The organism is Actinokineospora baliensis (genome assembly GCF_016907695.1).
GTDB lineage: Bacteria > Actinomycetota > Actinomycetes > Mycobacteriales > Pseudonocardiaceae > Actinokineospora > Actinokineospora baliensis.
Genome location: NZ_JAFBCK010000001.1, coordinates 1,478,859 through 1,498,250 on the forward strand (window position 1 = coordinate 1,478,859; position 19,392 = coordinate 1,498,250).

Consider the following 19,392-nt stretch of genomic DNA (forward strand, 5'->3'; position numbering starts at 1 on the left):
CGGACAGGACTCGCGAACCTGCGATTTCGTCGCCTATAGGCCGAAACTGTTGACCGTGGACGTTCTGGAGTTGGCGCGGTGGCAGTTCGGGATCACCACCGTCTACCACTTTCTGATGGTGCCGCTGACGATCGGCTTGGCGGTGCTGGTCGCCGGGATGCAGACCGCGTGGGTCCGCACCGGCGACGAGAAGTACCTGCGGATGACCAAGTTCTGGGGCAAGTTGTTGCTGGTCAACTTCGCCATGGGCGTGGTGACCGGGATCGTGCAGGAGTTCCAGTTCGGCATGGCGTGGAGCGAGTACTCCCGCTTCGTCGGCGACGTGTTCGGCGCGCCGCTGGCCATGGAGGGCCTGGTCGCCTTCTTCGTCGAGTCCACCTTCCTGGGGCTGTGGATCTTCGGCTGGGACCGGCTGCCCAAACGGGTGCACCTGGCCTGCGCCTGGGCGTTCAGCCTGGCCACGATCGCCTCGGCGTACTTCATCCTGGCCGCGAACTCGTGGATGCAGCACCCGGTGGGCGTGGAGCTGGTCGACGGCAGGCCGAGGCTGACCTCGATCTGGGCGGTGCTGACGAACAACACCGCGCTGGCCGCGATCCCGCACGCTGTGGCCGGTTGTTTCGCCGTGGCCGGGGCCTTCCTGGTCGGCATCGGCAGCTGGCACCTGTGGCGCCGCCGCGATGACGACGGGCCGGTGTGGCGGTCGTCGGTGCGCTACGGCGGCTGGGTCGGGGTGGTGGCGTTCACCGCGTTGGCGATCACCGGTGACCTGCAGGGCAAGCTGATGTTCGAGCAGCAGCCGATGAAGATGGCCGCCGCCGAGGCGCTGTGCCACACCGAGCAGCCCGCGAGTTTCTCGGTCTTCGCGATCGGCGACCTGACCAGGCCCGACTGCGAGAACGTCAAGTCGATCACGGTGCCCGCGCTGCTGTCGTTCCTGGCGCACAACGACTTCAGCAGTGAGGTGCGCGGCATCGAGGACCTGGTCCAGGAGTACCGCGACCGCTACGGCGCCAACTACCCGGTGGACGACCGGCTGGGTGAACTGTCCGGCAAGCCGATCGACTACGTGCCCAACCTGCCGGTCACCTACTGGGGCTTCCGGCTGATGATCGGCTTCGGCGCGCTGGCCGCGCTGGCCGCGGTCGGGGTGCTGTGGGTGACCCGACGTGGGCGGATCCCGCGCGGCAGGTGGTTCCCGATCGCCGCGCTCGCCGGGATCGCGACCCCGTTCCTGGCCAACAGCTTCGGCTGGATCTTCACCGAGATGGGGCGTCAGCCGTTCGTGGTGGTGCCCAACCCGTCCGGGGTGGACGGTGTGTGGATGTTCACCGCGCGCGGGGTGTCCGGGTTGACCACCGGTGAGGTGTGGACGTCGTTGATCGCGCTGACCCTGGTCTACGGGGCGCTCGCGGTGGTCGAGGTGTTCCTCATCGCCAAGTACGTCCGCGGTGGCGTCGCCGGGGTCATGCCGCCGAAGCCACCGGACAAGACCGACAACGACCAGCTCGCCTTCGCGTACTAGGAGTCCACTGTGGAACTCGCGGACGTGTGGTTCTGCGTGATCGCCCTGCTGTGGCTGGGCTACATCTTCCTCGAAGGCTTCGACTTCGGCGTCGGCATGCTGTTGCCCGTCCTGGCCAAGGACAACACCGAGCGCCGGGTCATGATCAACACCATTGGCCCGGTGTGGGACGGCAACGAGGTGTGGCTGCTCGTCGCCGGTGGCGCCACCTTCGCGGCCTTCCCCGGTTGGTACGCCTCGCTGTTCAGCGGCACCTACCTCCCGCTGGTTCTGTTCCTGGTGGCTCTTATCGGCCGCGGTGTCGCCTTCGAGTACCGGGGGAAGGTCGACTCGGACCGCTGGCGCCGCACGTGGGACAGGATCATCACCACCGGATCGCTCGTGGCCGCTCTCGGCGTAGGACTTCTCATCTCCACTACGGTGTTCGGACTGCCTCTTGACGCCAATGGCAACCGCGTGGGGTCACCGTTCGCGGCCATCACCGCCGAGTCGCTGCTGGGCGCGGTAGCGCTTGTCGGGTTCGCCTTGGTGCACGGCGCAGTGTTCATCGCGCTGAAGACCGACGGTGACATCCGGCATCGGGCTCGTGCGTTCGCCAGTCGCGTAGGGCCATGGGCGCTGCTGCCATTGGCCGCTCTGCTGGTGTTGGTGCAGCTGCACTCGGGCGCATGGTGGACCTGGGCAGCGGTGGGGGTTGTTCTAGTCGCTGCCGCGCTTGCCTTTGAGCGGTTGTCAGCGGGTAGGGAAGGACAGGCGTTCGCGGCGCTGGGCGCGGCCGTAGTGGCGACCGTGGTGGCCTTGTTCGGTGCGCTCTACCCGAACGTACTTCCGTCCACTCTGGATCCCGCGTACTCGCTGACCGTCGCGGACACGGCCTCCAGCCCGTACACGCTGGAGGTCATGAGCTGGGTGGCGCTGTTCGGCACACCTGCCGTCCTCATCTACCAGGGGTGGACCTACTGGGTCTTCCGCAAGCGGGTCAGCACCGCGCACATCCCGCCGGTGCACGTCCCATGAGCTCTTCCGGACAGTCCCGACCCGCCAGTCGGTCCGGGAGAGGCCCGCTCGGCGCGCTGCCGGGGTTGTCCCCGTCAGCGCGCCGGGCATTGGCCCTGTGCGGCGGGTTGGCCGTGCTCAACGCTGTTGCGCTGGTCGTGCAGGCGTGGGCTCTTGCGCTGGTGTTGACCTCTTACTCGTCGCGGATGTTGGCCGTGCTGGCAGGCGCAGTGGTCGCGCGGTCGTTGCTGGGGTGGGCGACGCAGATCGTCGCAGCGCGCGCAGCGGCAGGTGCGAAGGAGGAGCTGCGGGCGATCACCCTGGACCGGGCGCTGGCCCTGGGGCCTGAGTGGATCTCTTCGCGCGGGGCAGGGGAGTTGACTGCCTTGGCCACCCGGGGTCTCGACGCGCTGGACGCGTACTTCGGTGTGTACCTCCCTGCGCTCGTCACCGCTGCCGTGGTGCCACTAGGCGTGGGCGCGTCCATCTTGTTCGTGGACTGGCCTTCTGCGGTGGTGGTGGCTCTTACGGTGCCGCTGATCCCCCTGTTCGCCATCGTCATCGGCCGCTACACCGAAGACCGCGTAAGCCCAGCGGCTCGTGCAACTGAGCGGCTGTCGGGGCAGCTGCTGGAGCTCGTGCGCGCGTTGCCGGTTCTTACCGCGTTTCGTCGCGCGTCAGCTCAGGCCGAGGCGGTCCGGGTCGTGTCGGAAGCCCATCGGCGCAGCACTCTCGGCGTACTAAGAGTGGCGTTTTCGTCGGCCTTGGTCCTAGAGCTCATCGCGACGCTGTCGGTGGCCCTTGTCGCGGTCGTGATCGGCCTGCGGTTGGTCGGCGGTGACCTCACGTTGGCAGTGGGGTTGTTCGTACTGATCGTGGTCCCTGAGTGCTACCTGCCGCTAAGGGCCGCTGGAGCTGCTCACCACGCGAGCGAGGACGGGCTGGAGGCGATCCGGCGGGTCGCGGAGATCCCGGTCGTCGCTGCGGCGGGCGGCACCCGCGTGGACCGGTTCAACGAGCTGCGGATCGAAGGGCTACGGGTCCAGCGGCGTGATCGGTACGCGCCGGACGGGCTGTCGCTGGTGGTGCGGCCTGGGGAGATCGCGCGGCTCGGGTCGCCGAGTGGTGCGGGCAAGTCGACGACCTTCGCCGCGTTGCTGGGGTTCGTCGCGTTCGAGGGCTCGGTGCTCGTCGACGGCACTCCCCTGGCCGATGTTGATTTGTCGACATGGCGTCAAATCGTCACTTGGGTGCCGCAGCGTCCCGAGTTCGCCTCAGTCGTCGTCGCCGACGAGGTCGACGATGTCGCGCTCGCGAGTGAGCTCGGGATTGTTCACTTGTTGAATCGTAGGATTGTAGAACTATCGGCGGGGGAGCGGCAGCGAGTCGCTCTGCTGCGCGCCTTGGCCCGGCCCGGCACCCGCCTGCTCCTGCTCGACGAGCCGACCGCACACCTCGACCCCGCCACCGCCGCCCAGGTCATGGCCACCATCGAGCGCGCGGCCGCACGGGGGATCGCGGTCATCCTGGCCACCCACCGGGCGGTCGCCGCCGCCGAAGCCGAGCCCGAAGTGCGTACCCCGGCGGACGTCGAGGCGGAGGTTGAGGCACGCCCTCGTGCCCTGCGCGGCTTGATCAACCCCCGAATGCTCCTCGGCGCCGCGCTGGGTTCGGCCTCGCTGGTGTGCGGGGTCCTGCTGGCCGCGTTGTCCGCCTGGCTGATCGCCAAGGCCGCCCAGCAGCCCCCGATCCTCACCCTGTCGGTGGCGGTCGTCGGTGTCCGCGCCTTCGGCCTGGCCCGCGCGACCCTCCGCTACACCGAGCGCCTAGCCGTCCATGACGCTGTCTTTCGCACTGCCGGTGACCTGCGGGTCCGCCTATGGCAAGCGCTTGTACGCCTAGGCCCAGCCCGCTCGCTCAACCTCCGTCAGGGCGAGGGCCTCCGACGCTTCATCAACGATGTCGACACGGTCCGCGACCTGACTCCCCGCGTCCTTGTCCCGCCTCTGGTCGCTATAGGCGCGTGCGTCGTTGCCGTGGTCGTCCAGACCGCGATCCTTCCCAGCGCGGGTCTCGCCCTAGCCATCGCCGTACTCCTAGCGGGCCTCGCGGCCCCCCTTGTCTCGCTCGTCGCGGAACGCCACGCCACGGCCGCCCTGTCCGAAGGCAGGCGCACGGTCGCGGCGGGCATCCTTACGCTCCTCACCTGTGCGGCAGACCTGATTGCCTTCGACAGGCACACCGCCGCTCGTGCAGACCTAGCTGCAGCCGACACGGCTCTCGTCGCACGCGCCAAGAGGCAGGCATTCGCTGCGGGTGCTGGCCAGGCTCTGATCACCCTCTTGCTGGGCGCGGCCACCGTTGCCAGCACCTTCCTGGCAGTCGGCCTAGACCCGGTGCTGATCCCCATCGTCGCCCTAGTGCCTCTAGCCCTGGCCGAGGTCCTTTCCCTCCTGCCTCTGGCCGTCACCCACCTAGCGCCACTACGCGCTGCCTACGCACGCATCGCAGCACTAGAGGCGGCCCCACCCGCCCCCGCCGAGGCTTGGACCCCCAGCGACTCGGTGCGCCTAACGAGCGTCACTGCCCGCTGGCCCGGTGCCACCTGCCCCGCCCTCCACAACCTCGACCTGCACATCCCCGCAGGCACCCACACCGCCATCGTCGGCCCCTCTGGCGCGGGCAAGTCGACCCTCGCTGCGCTGCTCTTGGGCTTCTTGCCGCCAGAGACGGGAACGCTCACCCGCCCGCCCACGGTCGCCTGGTGCCCCCAAGACCCCATGCTCGCCGCGACCACCATCCGCGAGAACCTCAAGCTCGCCGCCCCCACCGCCACCGACGAGGAGTTGAAGGACGCCCTGGCCACCGCGGGCCTGGACCTTCCCCTGGACACCCAGGCGCCCACCACCTCGGGCGGCGAGGCTCAGCGCATCGCCCTGGCTCGAGCTCTCCTGGCCGACGCGGACCTGATCGTCCTCGACGAACCCACCGCCCACCTGGACATCCCCACCGCCAATCAAGTCTTGGACACCCTCCACGTGGCACTCGCGGGCAAGACCGTCGTCCACATCACTCACCGCGCCGAGGAGGCCACCCGGGCCGACCATGTCGTAGAGGTCACCAACGGCACCGCCCGCGCACTTGTGAGGGCTTAGCCTGATGGTCCCCATGGACCCCACACTTGCCGCGCGGACCCTCACCGCGTCCACCGAGATCGCCACGGCCGCGCTGTCCGGGCAGGACCCTGAGGCGGTGCTGCACCTAGTCGTGCGCGCAGCCGCAGAGCTCGCGGAAGCAGACCTGGGCCTAGTAATGACCGGCAACGACGACGGCTCTCTTACCGTCGAGGCCGCCCATGGCGCCCAAAACGCAGTAGGCCTGGTGCTCTCGCCTAGGTCCTCCGCCGCAAGAGTCGCCAGAGGCGGCGTCCCCATCGTCGCGGAAGACGTGATCACGGACCCGCGAACAGCCCCTTACGTCCCCCGCGAACTCAACGTCTACGGCCCCTTCGCCGCGGCCCCCTTCGGCACCCGCGAGTCCCGCCTAGGCGCCCTGACCGTCTACCGCCGCCGAGGAGCCAAGCCCTTCACCAACGGCACGGTCGAGGTTCTTACCGCCTTCGCCGCGCAGGCCGGGTTGGTCCTAGTCCTAGCCGAAGGCCGCAACGCCCACGAACGCGTCGGCCTCTATGAAGAGCGCGAACGCATAGCCCGAGACCTACACGACGTCATCATCCAACGCCTCTATGCGGCGGGCATGCAGCTAGACCTCTTGTCCCGCCGCCCGGCCCGCAAGCTCGCCAAAGCCGACTCCACCCGCCTGGCCGATGCTGTAGATCAGTTGGACGCCGCCATAGCCGACGTCCGCTCGGTGGTTCGGACCCTGCGCAACCCAGACCCCGAGCACCCCACCGCAGACCTCGCGGAGTCCGCCCGAGCCGAGGTGGCCACCGCCCGCGAACTCCTGGGCTTCGAACCCACCCTGCACATAACCGGCGACCTGACCACCATCCCCCCAGCCCTCGCCGACCACATCCGAGCCGCCCTCCGCGAGTCCCTATCAAACGTGGTCCGCCACGCCGGAGCCCTCCGAGTAGCAGTCCACCTCCACCGCCAAGGCCCCACCCTCCGCCTAACAGTCGCCGACGACGGCTGCGGCATCCCCGAGGGCGTAACCCACCGAGGCCTCAACAACCTAAAATCCCGAGCCACCCAATCCGGCGGTACCTGCCAAGTCCGCTCCTCCCCCCGAACCGGCACCACCGTCACCTGGGAAGTCCCCCTCCCCACCTAGCGCCGCCGAGCCAGCCCCGCCACCGCTCCCACAAGTCGCCGGTGCCAGGCCAACCCACCGAGTCAGCCCACCCAACCCAGCCCGCCGAGTCAGCCCCGCCCCCCTGGCCACCGCTCCCAGAAGCCGCTGGTGCCAGGCCAACCCCCCCGAGCCAGCCCACCCAACTCAGCCACCGCTCCGAGGAAGCCGCCCACCTAACTGCTCGATGGGGCGGACTTGGTTTGTGTGGGGGAGCGGTGCCCGTAGCCTTGCCTCGCTGCAGGGCCATGCTTTTCGGCCCCGGCTTTTGCGGTCCTGCCACGGGTGGCGCAGGGGCCCCGCGCAAACCAAGTTCGCCCCATCGAGCACACCGGACCACCACGGGTCCGTGTCGCAATGCCGAAGGCGAGCCGACCCCCGGAAGCCGCTGGTGCCAACCCAGCCCACCGAGCCAGCCCCGCCAGCCCGGCCGCCGCTCCCACAAGTCGGCGGTGCCACCCCAGCCCACCGAGCCAACCCACCCAACTCAACCCACCGAGTCGACCCCGCCAGCCCGACCACCGCCCCCGGAAGTCGCTGGTGAGGGGCCTCGAGGTTTCCGGACAGGAACCCAGTAAGATATGTCCTGTCGGGAAGTTGAGGGAGTGCACGTGGCCCATCGGAGTCCGTACTCGCCGGAGTTTCGTGAGGAAGCAGTTCAGATGGCGTTGCGGTCGAAACGGCCGATCGCCGAGACGGCGCGAGAGTTGAATATGAACTCGGAGACACTGCGTGTATGGGTGCGGAGCTATGAGCGGGAACAAGGTGCGGACTCGGCCGTCGCCGTGTCGGAGCCGTTGGCAACGGACGAACGAGCGCGACTACGAGAGTTGGAACGCCGTAACCGCGAACTCGAGATGGAAGTGTCTTTCCTGAAAAAAGCCGCAGCGTACTTCGCGAAGGATGCCGAGTAGTCAGCAAGTACGAGTTCATCGAAACGATGCGACTTGAACCTGCGAAGTACGCGTATCCCGTCCTGTTCATGTGCCGACTGCTCGACGTTTCCAGGTCCGGCTACTACGAATGGCGCGGCCGGGCGGAATCGGCCACCGCGCGACGGCGAGAGGAGCTGAAAGCGTTTATCCGGGACGCGTTCGAGGCCTCGGACTCGACTTACGGCCACCGGCGGGTCCATGCCCAGTTGCGGCGGGCAGGCGTGTGCGTGGGTGTTGAACTGGTCCGGCACCTCATGCGTGAACTGGGGCTGGTTCCCTGCCAGCCAAGGCCCCGGCGGTTCGGGCTGACCACCGCGGCGGCCGCGCCGGTGGGCGACCTGGTCGGCCGTGACTTCACCGCGCCCGCGCCGGGACGCAAGCTGGTCGGCGACATCACCTACGTTCCCACGATGGAAGGCTGGCTTTACCTGGCCACCGTGCTGGATTGCTGCACGAAAGAAGTGATCGGCTACGCGATGGACGACAACTACCAGACACCGCTCATCAGCCGCGCTATCCGCAACGCGGCCCGAAACCGCCCACTCGCCGACGGTGCGATATTTCACAGCGACCGCGGCAGCAATTACATGTCCACCGAGTACCACAACGTCCTCACCAGCCTCCGGTTGAAGCAATCAGCAGGGCGAACCGGAATCTGTTTCGACAACGCGATGGCCGAATCGTTCTTCGGCACACTCAAAAACGAATGCGTCAACCGGATGGCTTACTCCACCCGAGACGAAGCCCGGCAGCACATCACTCGCTACATCGAGTTCTGGTATAATCGCCGACGACTTCACTCAGCGATAGGCTACCGCCCACCGCACGAGGTATACATCGAACACAAGAACCAACAAATCGCCGCTTGAATAGACAGTTGATCCCCTGTCCGGAAACCGCGCGGCTCCTCACTGGTGCCATCTGCTCGATGGGGTGGACCTGTTTTGTGTGGGGTGGCGGCAGTCGTAGCGTTCCTGCGCGGACAGGGCCACGCTTTTCGGCCCCTGCTTTGCGGTCCTGCCACGACTGTCGTAGGGGCCCCACGCAAAACAGGTCCACCACATCGAGCTGGCAGTTAACTCGCGACCGGGCCCGATGGCGCAGCCGAGGCGACGATCCGACGGCGAAGCCGAAACAAGAGACCAGCGCTTACCCGCGACGCCGCGCGAACCACGCCACCGCCTGTGTCCGCCGCGACATCCCCAGCTTCGCCAGCACCGACGTCACGTGATTCTTCACCGTCTTCTCGGCCAAAAACAGCCGCTCAGCGATCTCCCGATTCGACATGCCCTCGCCCACCAACGCGAGCACTTCCCGTTCCCGCTCCGTCAGCCCCGCCAGCTCATCCGTCTCCGCGCTCCGCCGCATCCGATCCAGCACCCGCGCCGTAGTCACCGGATCCAGCAGCGACCGCCCCGCCGCCACCTCCCGCACCGCGTTGACCAGGTCCTGCCCCCGCACCTGCTTGAGCAGGTACCCAGCCGCCCCCGCCATGATCGCCTCGACCAGCGCCGCCTCGTCGTCGAACGCCGTCAGCACCAGGCAAGCAGGCGCCGGTTCCAACGCCCGCAGCGACCGGCACAACGACACCCCGTCCCCGTCCGGCAGCCGCATGTCCACCACCGCGACATCCACCGAAAGCGACCCCGCGACCGCCAACGCCTCCCCAACGCCACCCGCCTGGGCGACCACCGCGATCCCGTCCTCACTCGAGAGCAGGTCGCGCAGTCCCCGCCGCACCACTTCGTGGTCGTCGACGAGCAGGACGCGGATCACGGGTCAGAGCTTACGGAGTCGGACGCGGGTGATCCGGTGGTCGGCGCCTTTGCGCAGGACGAGGGTGGCTCGGGGCCGGGTGGGCAGGATGTTCTGCACCAGGTTGGGCCCGTTGATCTTCTGCCACAGTCCGGCAGCCTCGCCGACCGCCTCGGCGTCCGTCAGCGCCGCGTAGTGGTGGAAGTGCGAGGCCGGGTCGGCGAAGGCGGTGCTGCGCAGCGCCAGGAAGCGTTCGATGTACCAGCGTTCGATGTCGTCGGTGTGCGCGTCGACGTAGATGGAGAAGTCGAACAGGTCGGAGACGGCGAGGCGGGCGGCGGGTTGCAGGACGTTGAGGCCTTCGACGATGAGGATGTCTGGCCTGCGTACAACCTGTTCCTGGTCCGGCAGGATGTCGTACGCCAGGTGCGAGTACACCGGCGCGCGGACCTCGTCGGCGCCTGCCTTCACCTCGGACACAAACCGCAGCAGGGCCCGGCGGTCGTAGCTCTCCGGGAAGCCCTTGCGGCTCATCAGGTTCCGCCGGTCGAGCTCCGCGCGGGGGAACAGGAAGCCGTCGGTGGTCACCAGGTCGACGTGGGGGTGGTCGGGCCAGCGGGCCAGCAGCAGGCGCAGCAGCCGAGCCGTCGTGGACTTGCCCACCGCGACACTGCCCGCGATGCCGATCACGAACGGCACCTTCGCCGCCCTGTCTTCGCCCAGGAACTCCACGGTCGTGTTGTAGAGCCGCTGCCGCGCGGCCACCTGGAGCGAGATCAGACGCGACAGTGGCAGGTAGACGTCCACCACCTCGTCGAGGTCGACGGGGTCGCCGAGGCCTCTTAGCGCGACCAGCTCGTCGAGGGTAAGAGGCAGCGGCGTCGATTCGCGGAGCTCACGCCATTGCTCACGGCGCAGCTCCACGTACGGACTCAGCTCACGGACCCGCGCCATCTCGGGGCTCCCTCGCGCCGGAATGGGTGTACGGGAGTCAACGTAGGTGCTGAGGGCTGGTTCGCGCTGTGACGGAATGCACCGATCGGGGGACAACGGGTGTGGCGCACATGACGTCGCCGCGAACATCAGGTTCGTGCAACACTGCCCGGCTCGAACACGGCGTCCCACGCGGCCGCCAGCTGCCGGGCGCACACCTGCGGCGGCACCCCGCCGACGCCGGTTCCCAGGCCCGGCATGGCGATGGTCCCCACCGCGTTGCGCACCGGCGAGCCGCTGTCGAGTGCCCCGTCGCGCCACAGCCGGAAAACCGCCCGCGCGGCCAAGTACGGGTGAACGGTCTGTGCCGCAAGAGCCTGCGCGGGCTCCTTCATGGTCGGTGCCGTGATGAGCCAGGGCGGCCGCGAGACGTCAGTAGGCACGATCAGTGCTTCACCCACCGGCAGTTCTCCGCCGTGGTACGCCAAGACGGCGCTGCGGACGCGCTGCTCTATAGAGGGGAAGTTGGCCGCGTAGACGGCATCGACGCCGCCGCGCATCCAGCCGTAAGAGTTCGCCGGTGACACAACGGCGTCGGCGTCGACCTCTAGTACCGATCCACGATGGACACGGATGTGCGGCCTGCCTTCAGCGGCAGTTTCCCAGGCCGACGCGAGCGATTCACTCACCGCGCATAGGACCAGGTCGAGCTCACCGGAGCGGGAGCGGGTAGCCGCTGCCATACCGGTCTCCGAATCCGCGGTCACGGTTCCAGCATGGCATCCGGGGGACACCCGGGGTAACCGCCGTTTGGTAACCGCCACATCTCCGCGCGGTGTCGGGGCCTGCGTACTGTGGTCCGCGTGCCGACCACCGCGTACTTCGGACCCAAGGGGACCTTCACCGAACAGGCCGCCAGGGCGCTGGCCCCCGATGCGGACTTCCTGCCCATGCCGACGATCCCGGACGCGGTGGGCGCGGTGCGGTCCGGTCTCGCGGAGCTCGCGTGCGTCCCGATCGAGAACTCGGTCGAGGGTGCCGTCTCCGCCGCCATGGACACCCTCGCCGCGGACGCCCCCCCAGTGGTCGCGTTGGCCGAGCACCTGCTGCCGATCCGGTTCTCGATCTTGGTGCGCCCCGGGGTGAAGGCCGCTGATGTGCGGTCGATCGCCAGCCACCCGCACGCGTTGGCCCAGGTCGAGCGCTGGATCCAGGAGACGATGCCCGCCGCGGCCCGCCGCGCGGCTTCTTCGACGGCTGGGGCCGCGGTCGGCGTGCAGTCCGGCGAGTTCGACGCCGCCGTGACCGCGCCGGTCGCCGCGGAGCACTACCCGCTCGACGTCCTGGCCACCGATGTCGCCGACGAGCGCGACGCGATCACCCGGTTCCTCCTGCTGGCCCGCCCGGAGAAGCTGCCGCAGCCCACCGGCGCCGACCGCACCTCGGTGATCGTGGTCCTGTCCCACGAGCCGGGCGAGCTCGCCGCGGTGCTCAACGAGTTGGCCAGCCGCGGCATCAACCTCACCCGCATCGAGTCCCGCCCCCAGCGCAACCGCTTCGGTGAGTACCGGTTCTACCTGGACTTCGACGGCCACATCGCCGAGCCCAGGGTCGCCGACGCTCTAGGCGCGCTTCATCGGCGTAGTCAGCGGGTGCTGTTCTTGGGCTCTTATCCCAAGGCGGAGGGCAACGCCACGGAGGTCGCTGCGCCGAACCGCGCTGATGACTACGACATCTCCGCGAAGTGGGTCGCAGCGGTGCTCCGCGGTGAGGAGCCGTGACCGCCCGCTTACTGCTGGCCCGCCACGGCGAAACCCCGTCGAACCTTAAGCACGCCCTTGACTCGCGCCCGCCCGGCCCGCCTCTTACCGACATGGGCCAGCGGCAGGCGAACGCGCTCGCGGACAGGCTCGCCGAAGACCAGGTCGTGGCCGTCTACGCGAGTGTCGCCGTAAGAGCGCAGCAGACCGCGGAACCGGTCGCCAAGCGCCACGGGCTCAGCGTTGATGTGGTCGAAGGTCTCCACGAGCTGCAAGTCGGCGACCTGGAGGGGCGGTCCGATGAGGCGGCCCTGCGCAGCTTCGGCGAGGTCTACACCCGCTGGACCCAGGGCGATCTCGCCGCCGCGATGCCCGGTGGTGAGAGCGGCGAGGAGATCAGAGGTCGCTACCTGGCCACGATCGAGCGAATTCGGGCCAACCACCCCAGCGGGTTGATCGTCGTCGTCAGCCACGGCGGGATCATCCGCCTCGGCGCGGAGTGGTTGGCGGACAACGTCGGCGCCCAGCTCGCCAACGCCAAGCTGCTGCCCAACACCGGGCACGTGTTGCTCGAGCCTCGCCCGACCGGGTGGCACTGTCTGGAGTGGACCGGGGTCGACCTGTAGCGCGCGGCGGCCAAGTGGGGGAAGGTCCGGTTAGCGTAAATCGCGGCGAGTTGTCGGTGGGTGGGTCTACCCTCCGCCGCGTACTCATTCGGACTATGTCATGGGAGGGCTCATGCCCCCGCCCGCGTCCTCGATCGCTGTGCGCGCGGAAGCGCTGGTCAAGACCTTCGGGTCAACCCGCGCCCTCGACGGTGTCGACCTGGAGATCCCTTCGGGAACCGTGTTGGGCCTGCTCGGGCCCAACGGTGCTGGCAAGACGACCACCGTTCGCATCCTCACAACCCTGCTCAAACCCGACTCCGGCCGGGCGTTCGTGGCCGGTCACGACGTCACCCAAGACCCGGACGCGGTCCGCCGCTCGATCGGCCTGTCCGGTCAGTACGCGGCCGTCGACGAACACCTCACCGGCTACGAGAACCTGTACATGGTCGGCAGGCTGTACGGGATGTCCCGCTCGGACGCCACCAGCCGCGCCAGGGAGCTCATCGCCCGGTTCCGGTTGACCGACGCGGGCGACCGGCCCGCGAAGACCTACTCGGGCGGTATGCGCCGCAGGCTCGACCTCGCGGGCGCGCTCGTGGCCGAACCGGCCGTCGTCGTGCTCGACGAGCCGACCACGGGCCTCGACCCGCGCGGCAGGCTCGACACCTGGGAGGTCATCGGCGAGCTGGTGGCCGACGGGACCACGGTCCTGCTGACCACCCAGTACCTGGAGGAGGCCGACCAGCTGGCCAACACCATCCTGGTGATCGACCACGGCAAGGTCATCGCGGGCGGCACCGCCGACCAGCTCAAGGCCCAGGTCGGCGGTGAGCGCCTGGAGATCGTGGTCGCCGACGCCGCCGAGCTGGCCACCACGGCCAGGGTGCTGGGCGAGGTCGGCTCGGACGAGCCGGGCACCGACCAGAACCAGCGCCGCGTGCACGTCAAGGTCGACACCGGCCCGAAGGCCCTGGTCGAGGCGCTGCGCAGGCTCGACCAGGAGAACGTCGCGGTGCTCGACGTCGCGCTGCACCGTCCCACGCTCGACGACGTGTTCCTCGCGCTCACCGGCCACGTGGCCGAGGAGCAGCCGCAGGACGCCGAGGCGGACCCCAAGGGCAGGAAGAAGGCCAAGACCCGATGAGCGTCATCACCGCAGGTGCCCGCGACAGCGGGGTGGTCACCTGGCGCAACCTGATGAACGTGCGCCGCCAGCCGGACCTGCTGCTCGGTGCGACGCTGCAGCCGATCATGTTCGTGCTGCTGTTCGCGTTCGTGTTCGGCAACAGCATCGGCGACGACCCGGGTGCCTACCGGGAGTTCCTGATGGGCGGCATCTTCGCCCAGACCGTGGCGTTCAACTCGGCGTACACGACCATCGGCATGGCGGCCGACCTGGAGAAGGGCGTCATCGACCGGTTCCGGTCGCTGCCGATGACCAGGGCCGCGGTGCTCGTCGGCCGCACGGCGTCGGACCTCGCGGTCAGCGCCATCGGTCTGCTGGTCATGTCGCTGTGCGGTCTGCTGGTCGGCTGGCGGATCCGGGGCAGTTTCCTGGACGCGGTCCTGGGCTACCTGTTGCTGCTGCTGTTCTCGTTCGCCATGTCCTGGATCGGCGCGTACGTCGGTCTCGCTGCGGGCAGCGTGCAGGTGGCGCAGAGCGCGGGCTTCATCTGGATGTTCCCGGTCACGTTCATCTCGTCGGCGTTCGTGTCGGCCTCGAGCATGCCGGGGCCGTTGAAGGTCGTCGCCGAGTGGAACCCGATCACCGCGATCGCCGACGCGGCGCGCGACCTGTTCGGCAACACGGCCCGCACCGGTGTGCTGAGCCAGTCGGACGCGTGGCCCGCGCAGCACTCGGCGCTCTACGCGATGTTGTCGTGCGTGGTCATCCTGGTGGTCTTCGCGCCGCTCGCGGTGGCCAAGTACCGCAAGGTCGCCAGCAAGTAACCCCTGGTCGGGGGCGCGCCTGCCTCAGGCTCCGGCAGGCGCGCTCTCGCCCGATCCGGTAGGCGCGCTCTCACTGGATAACGCGGGCTCCTCGCCCAGCGTCTCGATCGAGTTCTCGTGCCTGGCCAGCACCACCCACAGGGCCCCGGCCAGGCCGAGTTGCAGTACCCCGGAGATCAGGAACACGGCCCGCGTGTTCAGCCACGCCGCGAGGACGCCGCCGAGCAGCGCGCCGAGCGGGATCGAGCCCCACACCGCGGTCCGCCAGACGCCCAGCACCCGGCCGAAGAGGTGCTCCGGGATGAGCGCGTGCCGCAGCGCCCCGATGATGACGTTCACGGTGACGACGCTTGCCGCGAACACGCCGAACAGGATGGCGGCCGACACGGGCTCGCGCACCAGGCCCATGACGCCGAACGCCGCCCCGCAGCCCGCGGCTGCCACCGTGAGGACGCTCCGCCTGGTCATTGCCTTGGTCAGCCGAGGTGCGACGGCGGCGCCGAGCAGCCCGCCCGCGCCGCCGACCAGCGCGAACACGCCGAAAGTTTCTGCGCGCAGCCCCAGATCCTCTAGTGCGTAGAGGACGAGCAACGCCTGCGCGAGCTCCGAGGTCAGGGCCAAGGCCGCGGCGAAGGCCACCAGTTGCATCATCAGCGGCCTCTTGCGCACCCAGCTGATGCCCTCGGCGAGTTGGAGACGCAGTTTCGGGGTCGGCCCGACCACCTTCGGCCGGTAGTTGCCCCTGATCGCGAGCAGGAGGATCGCCGCGATGGCGAATCCGGCCGAGTTGAGCAGGAACGGCAGCGCGGCGAACGCGGCGAAGGTCAGGCCGCCGAGCGGTCCGCCGAGGAAGGTCTGCCCGACGATCTCGGCGGATTGGAGCTTGCCGTTCGCCGACTCCAGCCGGTCCTTGTCCACGACGGCCGGGATGAGTGCCTGCGCGGCGCTGTCGGCGACGGTCTCCACGGTGCCGATGAGCAGGGCCATCACGTAGAGCAGCCAGATCGAGGTCGCGTCGAACACGACGAGGACGCCCAGCCCGCCGACCAGGACCGCGCGGGAGGTGTTGGCGAGGAACATGGCCTTGCGGCGGTCGACCCGGTCCACCAGGGCCCCGCTGACCAGGGCGAACAGGAGCCAGGGGAGGAACGCGGTCGCGGAGAGCCCGGCGATGAGGACCGGGTCGCGGGTCAGGCTGGCGCCCAGGAGGGGGAACGCGACCTTGCCGATACCGTCACCCAGGTTGGACAGCGCACTTGACCCGAGGAGCCAGGTCAGTCGCCGGTCCGTGGTCACGTGGCCCCCGGGTAATCGTGCCGACGCCATACCGCGACGCTACTGGCCGGTTCCCGCCAGCAACTACCCCCGAACGGGCGGCAATTCTTCCCATCGGGGGGTGCTCGTGTGAACCCGATCCGGGTGGCGATCAGTGGGAAACTGGCGCATTGTGGGAATATGAGGTGGGTAGCAAACGGCGTGGGAGTAGCCGTACTAGTGCTGGTGGCGGCATGTGGTGGGCAGAAATCCGACAACCAGCCCCAAGCGGAGCTGCCGTCGGCCACGTCGGCCACGTCGACGACGGGATCGGTGGACGCTGCGCAACCGGCATCTGCCGATGACTGCAAGGTCGGCGAGCTGAAGCTGGCGGTGCAGGACGGGGACGCGGCGGCCGGGACGGTCTACCGGAAGCTGGTGTTCACCAACAGCGGGCAGCGGACGTGCGTGATCCAGGGCTTCCCGGGCGTGTCGTACGTGGCGGGCCAGGACGGTCACCAGGTGGGTCCGGCGGCGTACCGGGTGGGGACCAAGGGTGCCCCGGTGCGGCTGACCCCGGGCGCGACGGCCGCCTCGGACGTGGGGTTCGTGAACGTCCAGAACTTCGACCCGGCGGAGTGTCGGCCGACGGAGGTGCTGGGCCTGCGGGTGTACCCGCCGCACGACACGGAGTCGGCGTTCGTGGAGCTGCCCGGGACGGGGTGCGCGGGCACCCCGCCGGGAAATCAGCTCACGGTGAAGACGGTGGTTTAGACGGAGCGGAGGAACGCGGCCCAGTCCCTGCGGTCGAACCGCAGCCGAGGCCCCTCCCCCTGCTTGCTGTCACGGGTCAGGACTGTGTTGAGGTCGCGGAACGCGACCTCAACACAGGCGTAGGAACCATTGCTGTAGCTGCTCTTGCGCCACTTCACGGACGAAGCTCCTTCTTTGCTTGCCGGATCAACAGCAAGCTATCCCGTTCGTCGAGCGCCCTTCCCGACATGTCTTGGAACGCGGCGCTGTAGCGCGCGATCTCGCTCGGCTTGTCCAGGAACAGTTCACCTACAAGGCCCTCAGTGTGCACCACGGGTGGTTCGGACTCTCGACTTCCGAGCTCGGGGAAGTGCATGACCATGAACGGTCCGGAAAGAAGTCCTTGATGCATGCCTGCCGCGAACGGAACAACTCGCACGGTTACTGTATCCAATTGGGACAGATCTGCCAAGTGATCCAGTTGCCGCAGCATCACGCTCATGTCGCCGATTGGCCTGCGCAGGATGGCTTCGTTCAAGAGGGCGGAGATTGTTGGCCGCGCCGTCACTCGCGTGAGCAGATTTTGTCGGCTCGCCCGCAATTCAACACGGCTTTGCAGAACATCCTCCGGAATTCTCGGATGATGAGAGCGAATGATCTGCCGGGCGTAGTCCTCTGTCTGAAACAAGCCTGGAACTAGGTCAGATTCATACCAGTCTATGGATGATACCGCCTCTTCGAGCCCAATATAGAGGCCGAAGCCATCAGGAACTGCTTCGCCATAGGCGTGCCACCACCCCTGTTCCCTTGTTTTCTTGGAGAGGGTCTTGAGGTACTCCGTCACCTCCTCCGATGCCCCGTAGATCTTGCACATCGCCTCCGTGTCGAGGCTGCGCAGGGGTGTCTGCCCCGTCTCGATCCGCCAGATCTTGGTCTCCGACCACTCCAACTCCGCCGCCGCCGCGCGGACCGTCAGCCGAGCCCGGCCGCGAAGTTCGCGCAGATATCGGCCCAGTTGTCGGCGCGGCACCGTCGACCCCGTCGTCGTCTCGCGCACGTACGCCCACTCCTCACCCGTCAGGTAACTTGCATTCGCGGTGAAAGTGTTCCGGCGGCCGGCCTGCAATACAACGCTGTTGTTGTGGCCTTTACGGGTGAATGAGCCCCGTGAAAGCTTGCGCGCCGGGCCCGCCATGGCGTTGCATCACCGCCGCACACATTCCGTGCCAATCCCACCGAGGAGCACCCATGCACGCCGGTTTCCACATGAACACCTGGGCCAAGGTCGACGACACCTGCGAGATCACCTACGCCCCCGACGGCCCCACCGCCATGTCCGTCTACTTCGGCGGTCGGATGGAGGGCTTCGAGATCGTCCTCACCCGCGCAGGCCTAGACCGCCTCGCCACCGTGGTCGCCGAGGCCAGGGACAAGCTGGCCGCCTAGCCGAGAACCGTCCGCCTCGCCCAGCGGCGACCTCGACCACCCAGGCCGGGAACGATGCCGGGCGGGGATGAGGGGGTGGGTGGCGGGGAGAGGGTGACTCAGTCGACGACGAGGCCGGTTCGCCAAGCCCAGGCGGCGATCTCGACCCGGTTGCGGGCGCCGATCTTGCCCTGGACGGCGGCCAGGTGGGTCTTCACCGTGGACAGCGACAGGAACAACTCCGCCCCGATCTCGGTGTTCGTCAACCCCCTGGCCGCCGCCCGCACGACATCGGTCTCCCGCTCGGTCAACGGGTTGGTCCCCACCGGCGCGGGCGCCGCGAAGTGCCGCAACAACCGCACCGTGATCTGCGGCGACACCAACGCGTCCCCCCTGGCCGCCGCCCGCACCGCCTCCATCAACAACGCAGGCCCCGCGTCCTTCAACAGAAACCCACTCGCCCCGTTCGCCAGGGCCGTGTGCACGTACTCATCCAGATCAAACGTAGTCACGACCACGACCTTCAGCGGATCAGCGACCTCCGGCCCCGCCAGCGCCTTGGTCACCGCCAGCCCGTCCATCCCCGGCATCCGCACATCCACCAAACACACGTCCGGCCGCAACTCCCGCGCCTTGCCCACCGCATCGATCCCATTGGCCACATCCGCCACCACCGCCATGTCCGGCTGCGACTCCAGGATCATCCGGAACCCCACCCGAACCATCTCCTGGTCATCGGCGATCAGAACCCGGATCACACCATCTCCCGTTCAACGACCAGTGAAAACACAGCGCCCCCACCCCGTCCCCCACCCACGAGCCTCCCACCGACCAACCTGCCCCGCTCCCACATCCCGACCAACCCGAGCCCTCCAGGCACCCTCACCCCCGCAACGCCCAACCCCCGCCGCCCCACGCAACGCCCAACCCCCGCCGCCCCACGCAACGCCCAACCCCCGCCGCCCCACGCAACGCCCAACCCCCGCCGCCCCACGCAACGCCCAACCCCCGCCGCCCCACGCAACGCCCAACCCCCGCCGCCCCACGCAACGCCCAACCCCTGCCGCCCCACGCAACGCCCAACCCCCGCCGCCCCACGCAACGCCCCGGTCACCCCGTGCCCGGCCCGGCCAACCCCACCGCAGCTCAACACCCACCCCGGCTCCCACCCACCGCCGACCCCACCC

Annotated in this window: 19 protein-coding genes; 12 read left to right on the plus strand and 7 right to left on the minus strand. The window is 68.5% G+C overall.

Annotated features, from left to right (window positions below):
• The first annotated feature begins 55 nt into the window (after positions 1-55).
• From JOD54_RS06905 to JOD54_RS06925, 6 genes are all read left to right on the plus strand, one after another.
• Complete coding sequence (locus tag JOD54_RS06905) at positions 56-1,525, plus strand: cytochrome ubiquinol oxidase subunit I (protein WP_204456127.1); 1,470 nt, start codon at positions 56-58, stop codon at positions 1,523-1,525.
• Between the two features lie 9 nt (positions 1,526-1,534).
• Positions 1,535-2,542 carry a cytochrome d ubiquinol oxidase subunit II gene (cydB, locus tag JOD54_RS06910; RefSeq protein WP_204449730.1) on the plus strand — a complete coding sequence of 336 codons (1,008 nt, stop codon included), beginning with the start codon at positions 1,535-1,537 and terminating at the stop codon, positions 2,540-2,542.
• Positions 2,539-5,676: a thiol reductant ABC exporter subunit CydC gene (gene cydC / locus JOD54_RS06915; protein WP_204449731.1), complete on the plus strand. Its 3,138-nt coding sequence runs from the start codon at positions 2,539-2,541 to the stop codon at positions 5,674-5,676. Before cydB ends, cydC begins: the two co-directional genes overlap by 4 nt.
• A 13-nt stretch (positions 5,677-5,689) precedes the next feature.
• On the plus strand, positions 5,690-6,814 hold the full coding sequence (locus JOD54_RS06920) for a GAF domain-containing sensor histidine kinase (protein ID WP_204449732.1): 1,125 nt from the start codon (positions 5,690-5,692) through the stop codon (positions 6,812-6,814).
• Between the two features lie 599 nt (positions 6,815-7,413).
• The gene (locus tag JOD54_RS35950; RefSeq protein ID WP_372440273.1) at positions 7,414-7,746 is read left to right on the plus strand and encodes a transposase; all 333 of its coding nucleotides are present in this window, start codon (positions 7,414-7,416) and stop codon (positions 7,744-7,746) included.
• 26 nt (positions 7,747-7,772) lie between these two features.
• Positions 7,773-8,636 carry an IS3 family transposase gene (locus JOD54_RS06925; RefSeq protein WP_372440260.1) on the plus strand — a complete coding sequence of 288 codons (864 nt, stop codon included), beginning with the start codon at positions 7,773-7,775 and terminating at the stop codon, positions 8,634-8,636.
• A gap of 280 nt (positions 8,637-8,916) precedes the next feature.
• Here the strand turns inward: JOD54_RS06925 and JOD54_RS06930 are convergent, their stop codons facing one another.
• The 3 genes from JOD54_RS06930 to JOD54_RS06940 form a co-directional block, all read right to left on the minus strand.
• On the minus strand, positions 8,917-9,540 hold the full coding sequence (locus tag JOD54_RS06930; RefSeq protein WP_307860518.1) for a response regulator: 624 nt from the start codon (positions 9,538-9,540) through the stop codon (positions 8,917-8,919).
• Positions 9,541-9,546: 6 nt separating this feature from the next.
• Positions 9,547-10,476 (minus strand): type I pantothenate kinase, encoded by a 930-nt coding sequence (gene coaA / locus JOD54_RS06935; protein WP_204449735.1) that lies wholly within the window; start codon positions 10,474-10,476, stop codon positions 9,547-9,549.
• Positions 10,477-10,604: 128 nt separating this feature from the next.
• Positions 10,605-11,198, minus strand: coding sequence for a macro domain-containing protein (locus tag JOD54_RS06940; RefSeq protein ID WP_204456128.1), 594 nt, complete (start codon positions 11,196-11,198; stop codon positions 10,605-10,607).
• Between the two features lie 120 nt (positions 11,199-11,318).
• On the opposite strand from JOD54_RS06940, the gene pheA reads away from it, so the two are divergent.
• From pheA to JOD54_RS06960, 4 genes are all read left to right on the plus strand, one after another.
• Positions 11,319-12,236 (plus strand): prephenate dehydratase, encoded by a 918-nt coding sequence (gene pheA / locus JOD54_RS06945; protein WP_204449736.1) that lies wholly within the window; start codon positions 11,319-11,321, stop codon positions 12,234-12,236.
• The gene (locus tag JOD54_RS06950) at positions 12,233-12,841 is read left to right on the plus strand and encodes a histidine phosphatase family protein (RefSeq protein WP_204449737.1); all 609 of its coding nucleotides are present in this window, start codon (positions 12,233-12,235) and stop codon (positions 12,839-12,841) included. The genes pheA and JOD54_RS06950 overlap by 4 nt, the downstream gene beginning before the upstream one ends.
• A 112-nt stretch (positions 12,842-12,953) precedes the next feature.
• Positions 12,954-13,967: an ATP-binding cassette domain-containing protein gene (locus JOD54_RS06955; RefSeq protein ID WP_204449738.1), complete on the plus strand. Its 1,014-nt coding sequence runs from the start codon at positions 12,954-12,956 to the stop codon at positions 13,965-13,967.
• Positions 13,964-14,773 carry an ABC transporter permease gene (locus tag JOD54_RS06960; RefSeq protein WP_204449739.1) on the plus strand — a complete coding sequence of 270 codons (810 nt, stop codon included), beginning with the start codon at positions 13,964-13,966 and terminating at the stop codon, positions 14,771-14,773. The genes JOD54_RS06955 and JOD54_RS06960 overlap by 4 nt, the downstream gene beginning before the upstream one ends.
• A gap of 24 nt (positions 14,774-14,797) precedes the next feature.
• Here JOD54_RS06960 and JOD54_RS06965 read toward each other — a convergent pair whose 3' ends face one another.
• The gene (locus JOD54_RS06965) at positions 14,798-16,069 is read right to left on the minus strand and encodes an MFS transporter (protein WP_307859872.1); all 1,272 of its coding nucleotides are present in this window, start codon (positions 16,067-16,069) and stop codon (positions 14,798-14,800) included.
• Between the two features lie 159 nt (positions 16,070-16,228).
• On the opposite strand from JOD54_RS06965, the gene JOD54_RS06970 reads away from it, so the two are divergent.
• Entirely contained in the window at positions 16,229-16,801 is a 573-nt protein-coding gene (locus tag JOD54_RS06970; RefSeq protein ID WP_204449741.1) for a DUF4232 domain-containing protein, read from the plus strand.
• On the opposite strand, the gene JOD54_RS06975 is transcribed toward JOD54_RS06970, so the two are convergent.
• Together JOD54_RS06975 and JOD54_RS06980 are read right to left on the minus strand one after the other, a co-directional pair.
• Positions 16,798-16,959 carry a DUF397 domain-containing protein gene (locus JOD54_RS06975; protein WP_204449742.1) on the minus strand — a complete coding sequence of 54 codons (162 nt, stop codon included), beginning with the start codon at positions 16,957-16,959 and terminating at the stop codon, positions 16,798-16,800. The two genes, JOD54_RS06970 and JOD54_RS06975, sit on opposite strands and share 4 nt — an antisense overlap.
• Positions 16,956-17,975: a helix-turn-helix domain-containing protein gene (locus JOD54_RS06980; protein ID WP_204449743.1), complete on the minus strand. Its 1,020-nt coding sequence runs from the start codon at positions 17,973-17,975 to the stop codon at positions 16,956-16,958. Before JOD54_RS06980 ends, JOD54_RS06975 begins: the two co-directional genes overlap by 4 nt.
• Positions 17,976-18,028: 53 nt before the next feature.
• Here JOD54_RS06980 and JOD54_RS06985 point away from each other — a divergent pair, with 53 nt between their 5' ends.
• On the plus strand, positions 18,029-18,226 hold the full coding sequence (locus tag JOD54_RS06985; protein WP_204449744.1) for a hypothetical protein: 198 nt from the start codon (positions 18,029-18,031) through the stop codon (positions 18,224-18,226).
• A gap of 98 nt (positions 18,227-18,324) precedes the next feature.
• Here JOD54_RS06985 and JOD54_RS06990 read toward each other — a convergent pair whose 3' ends face one another.
• Positions 18,325-18,963, minus strand: a complete 639-nt coding sequence (locus tag JOD54_RS06990; protein ID WP_204449745.1) for a response regulator — start codon at positions 18,961-18,963, stop codon at positions 18,325-18,327.
• Positions 18,964-19,392: the final 429 nt, after the last annotated feature.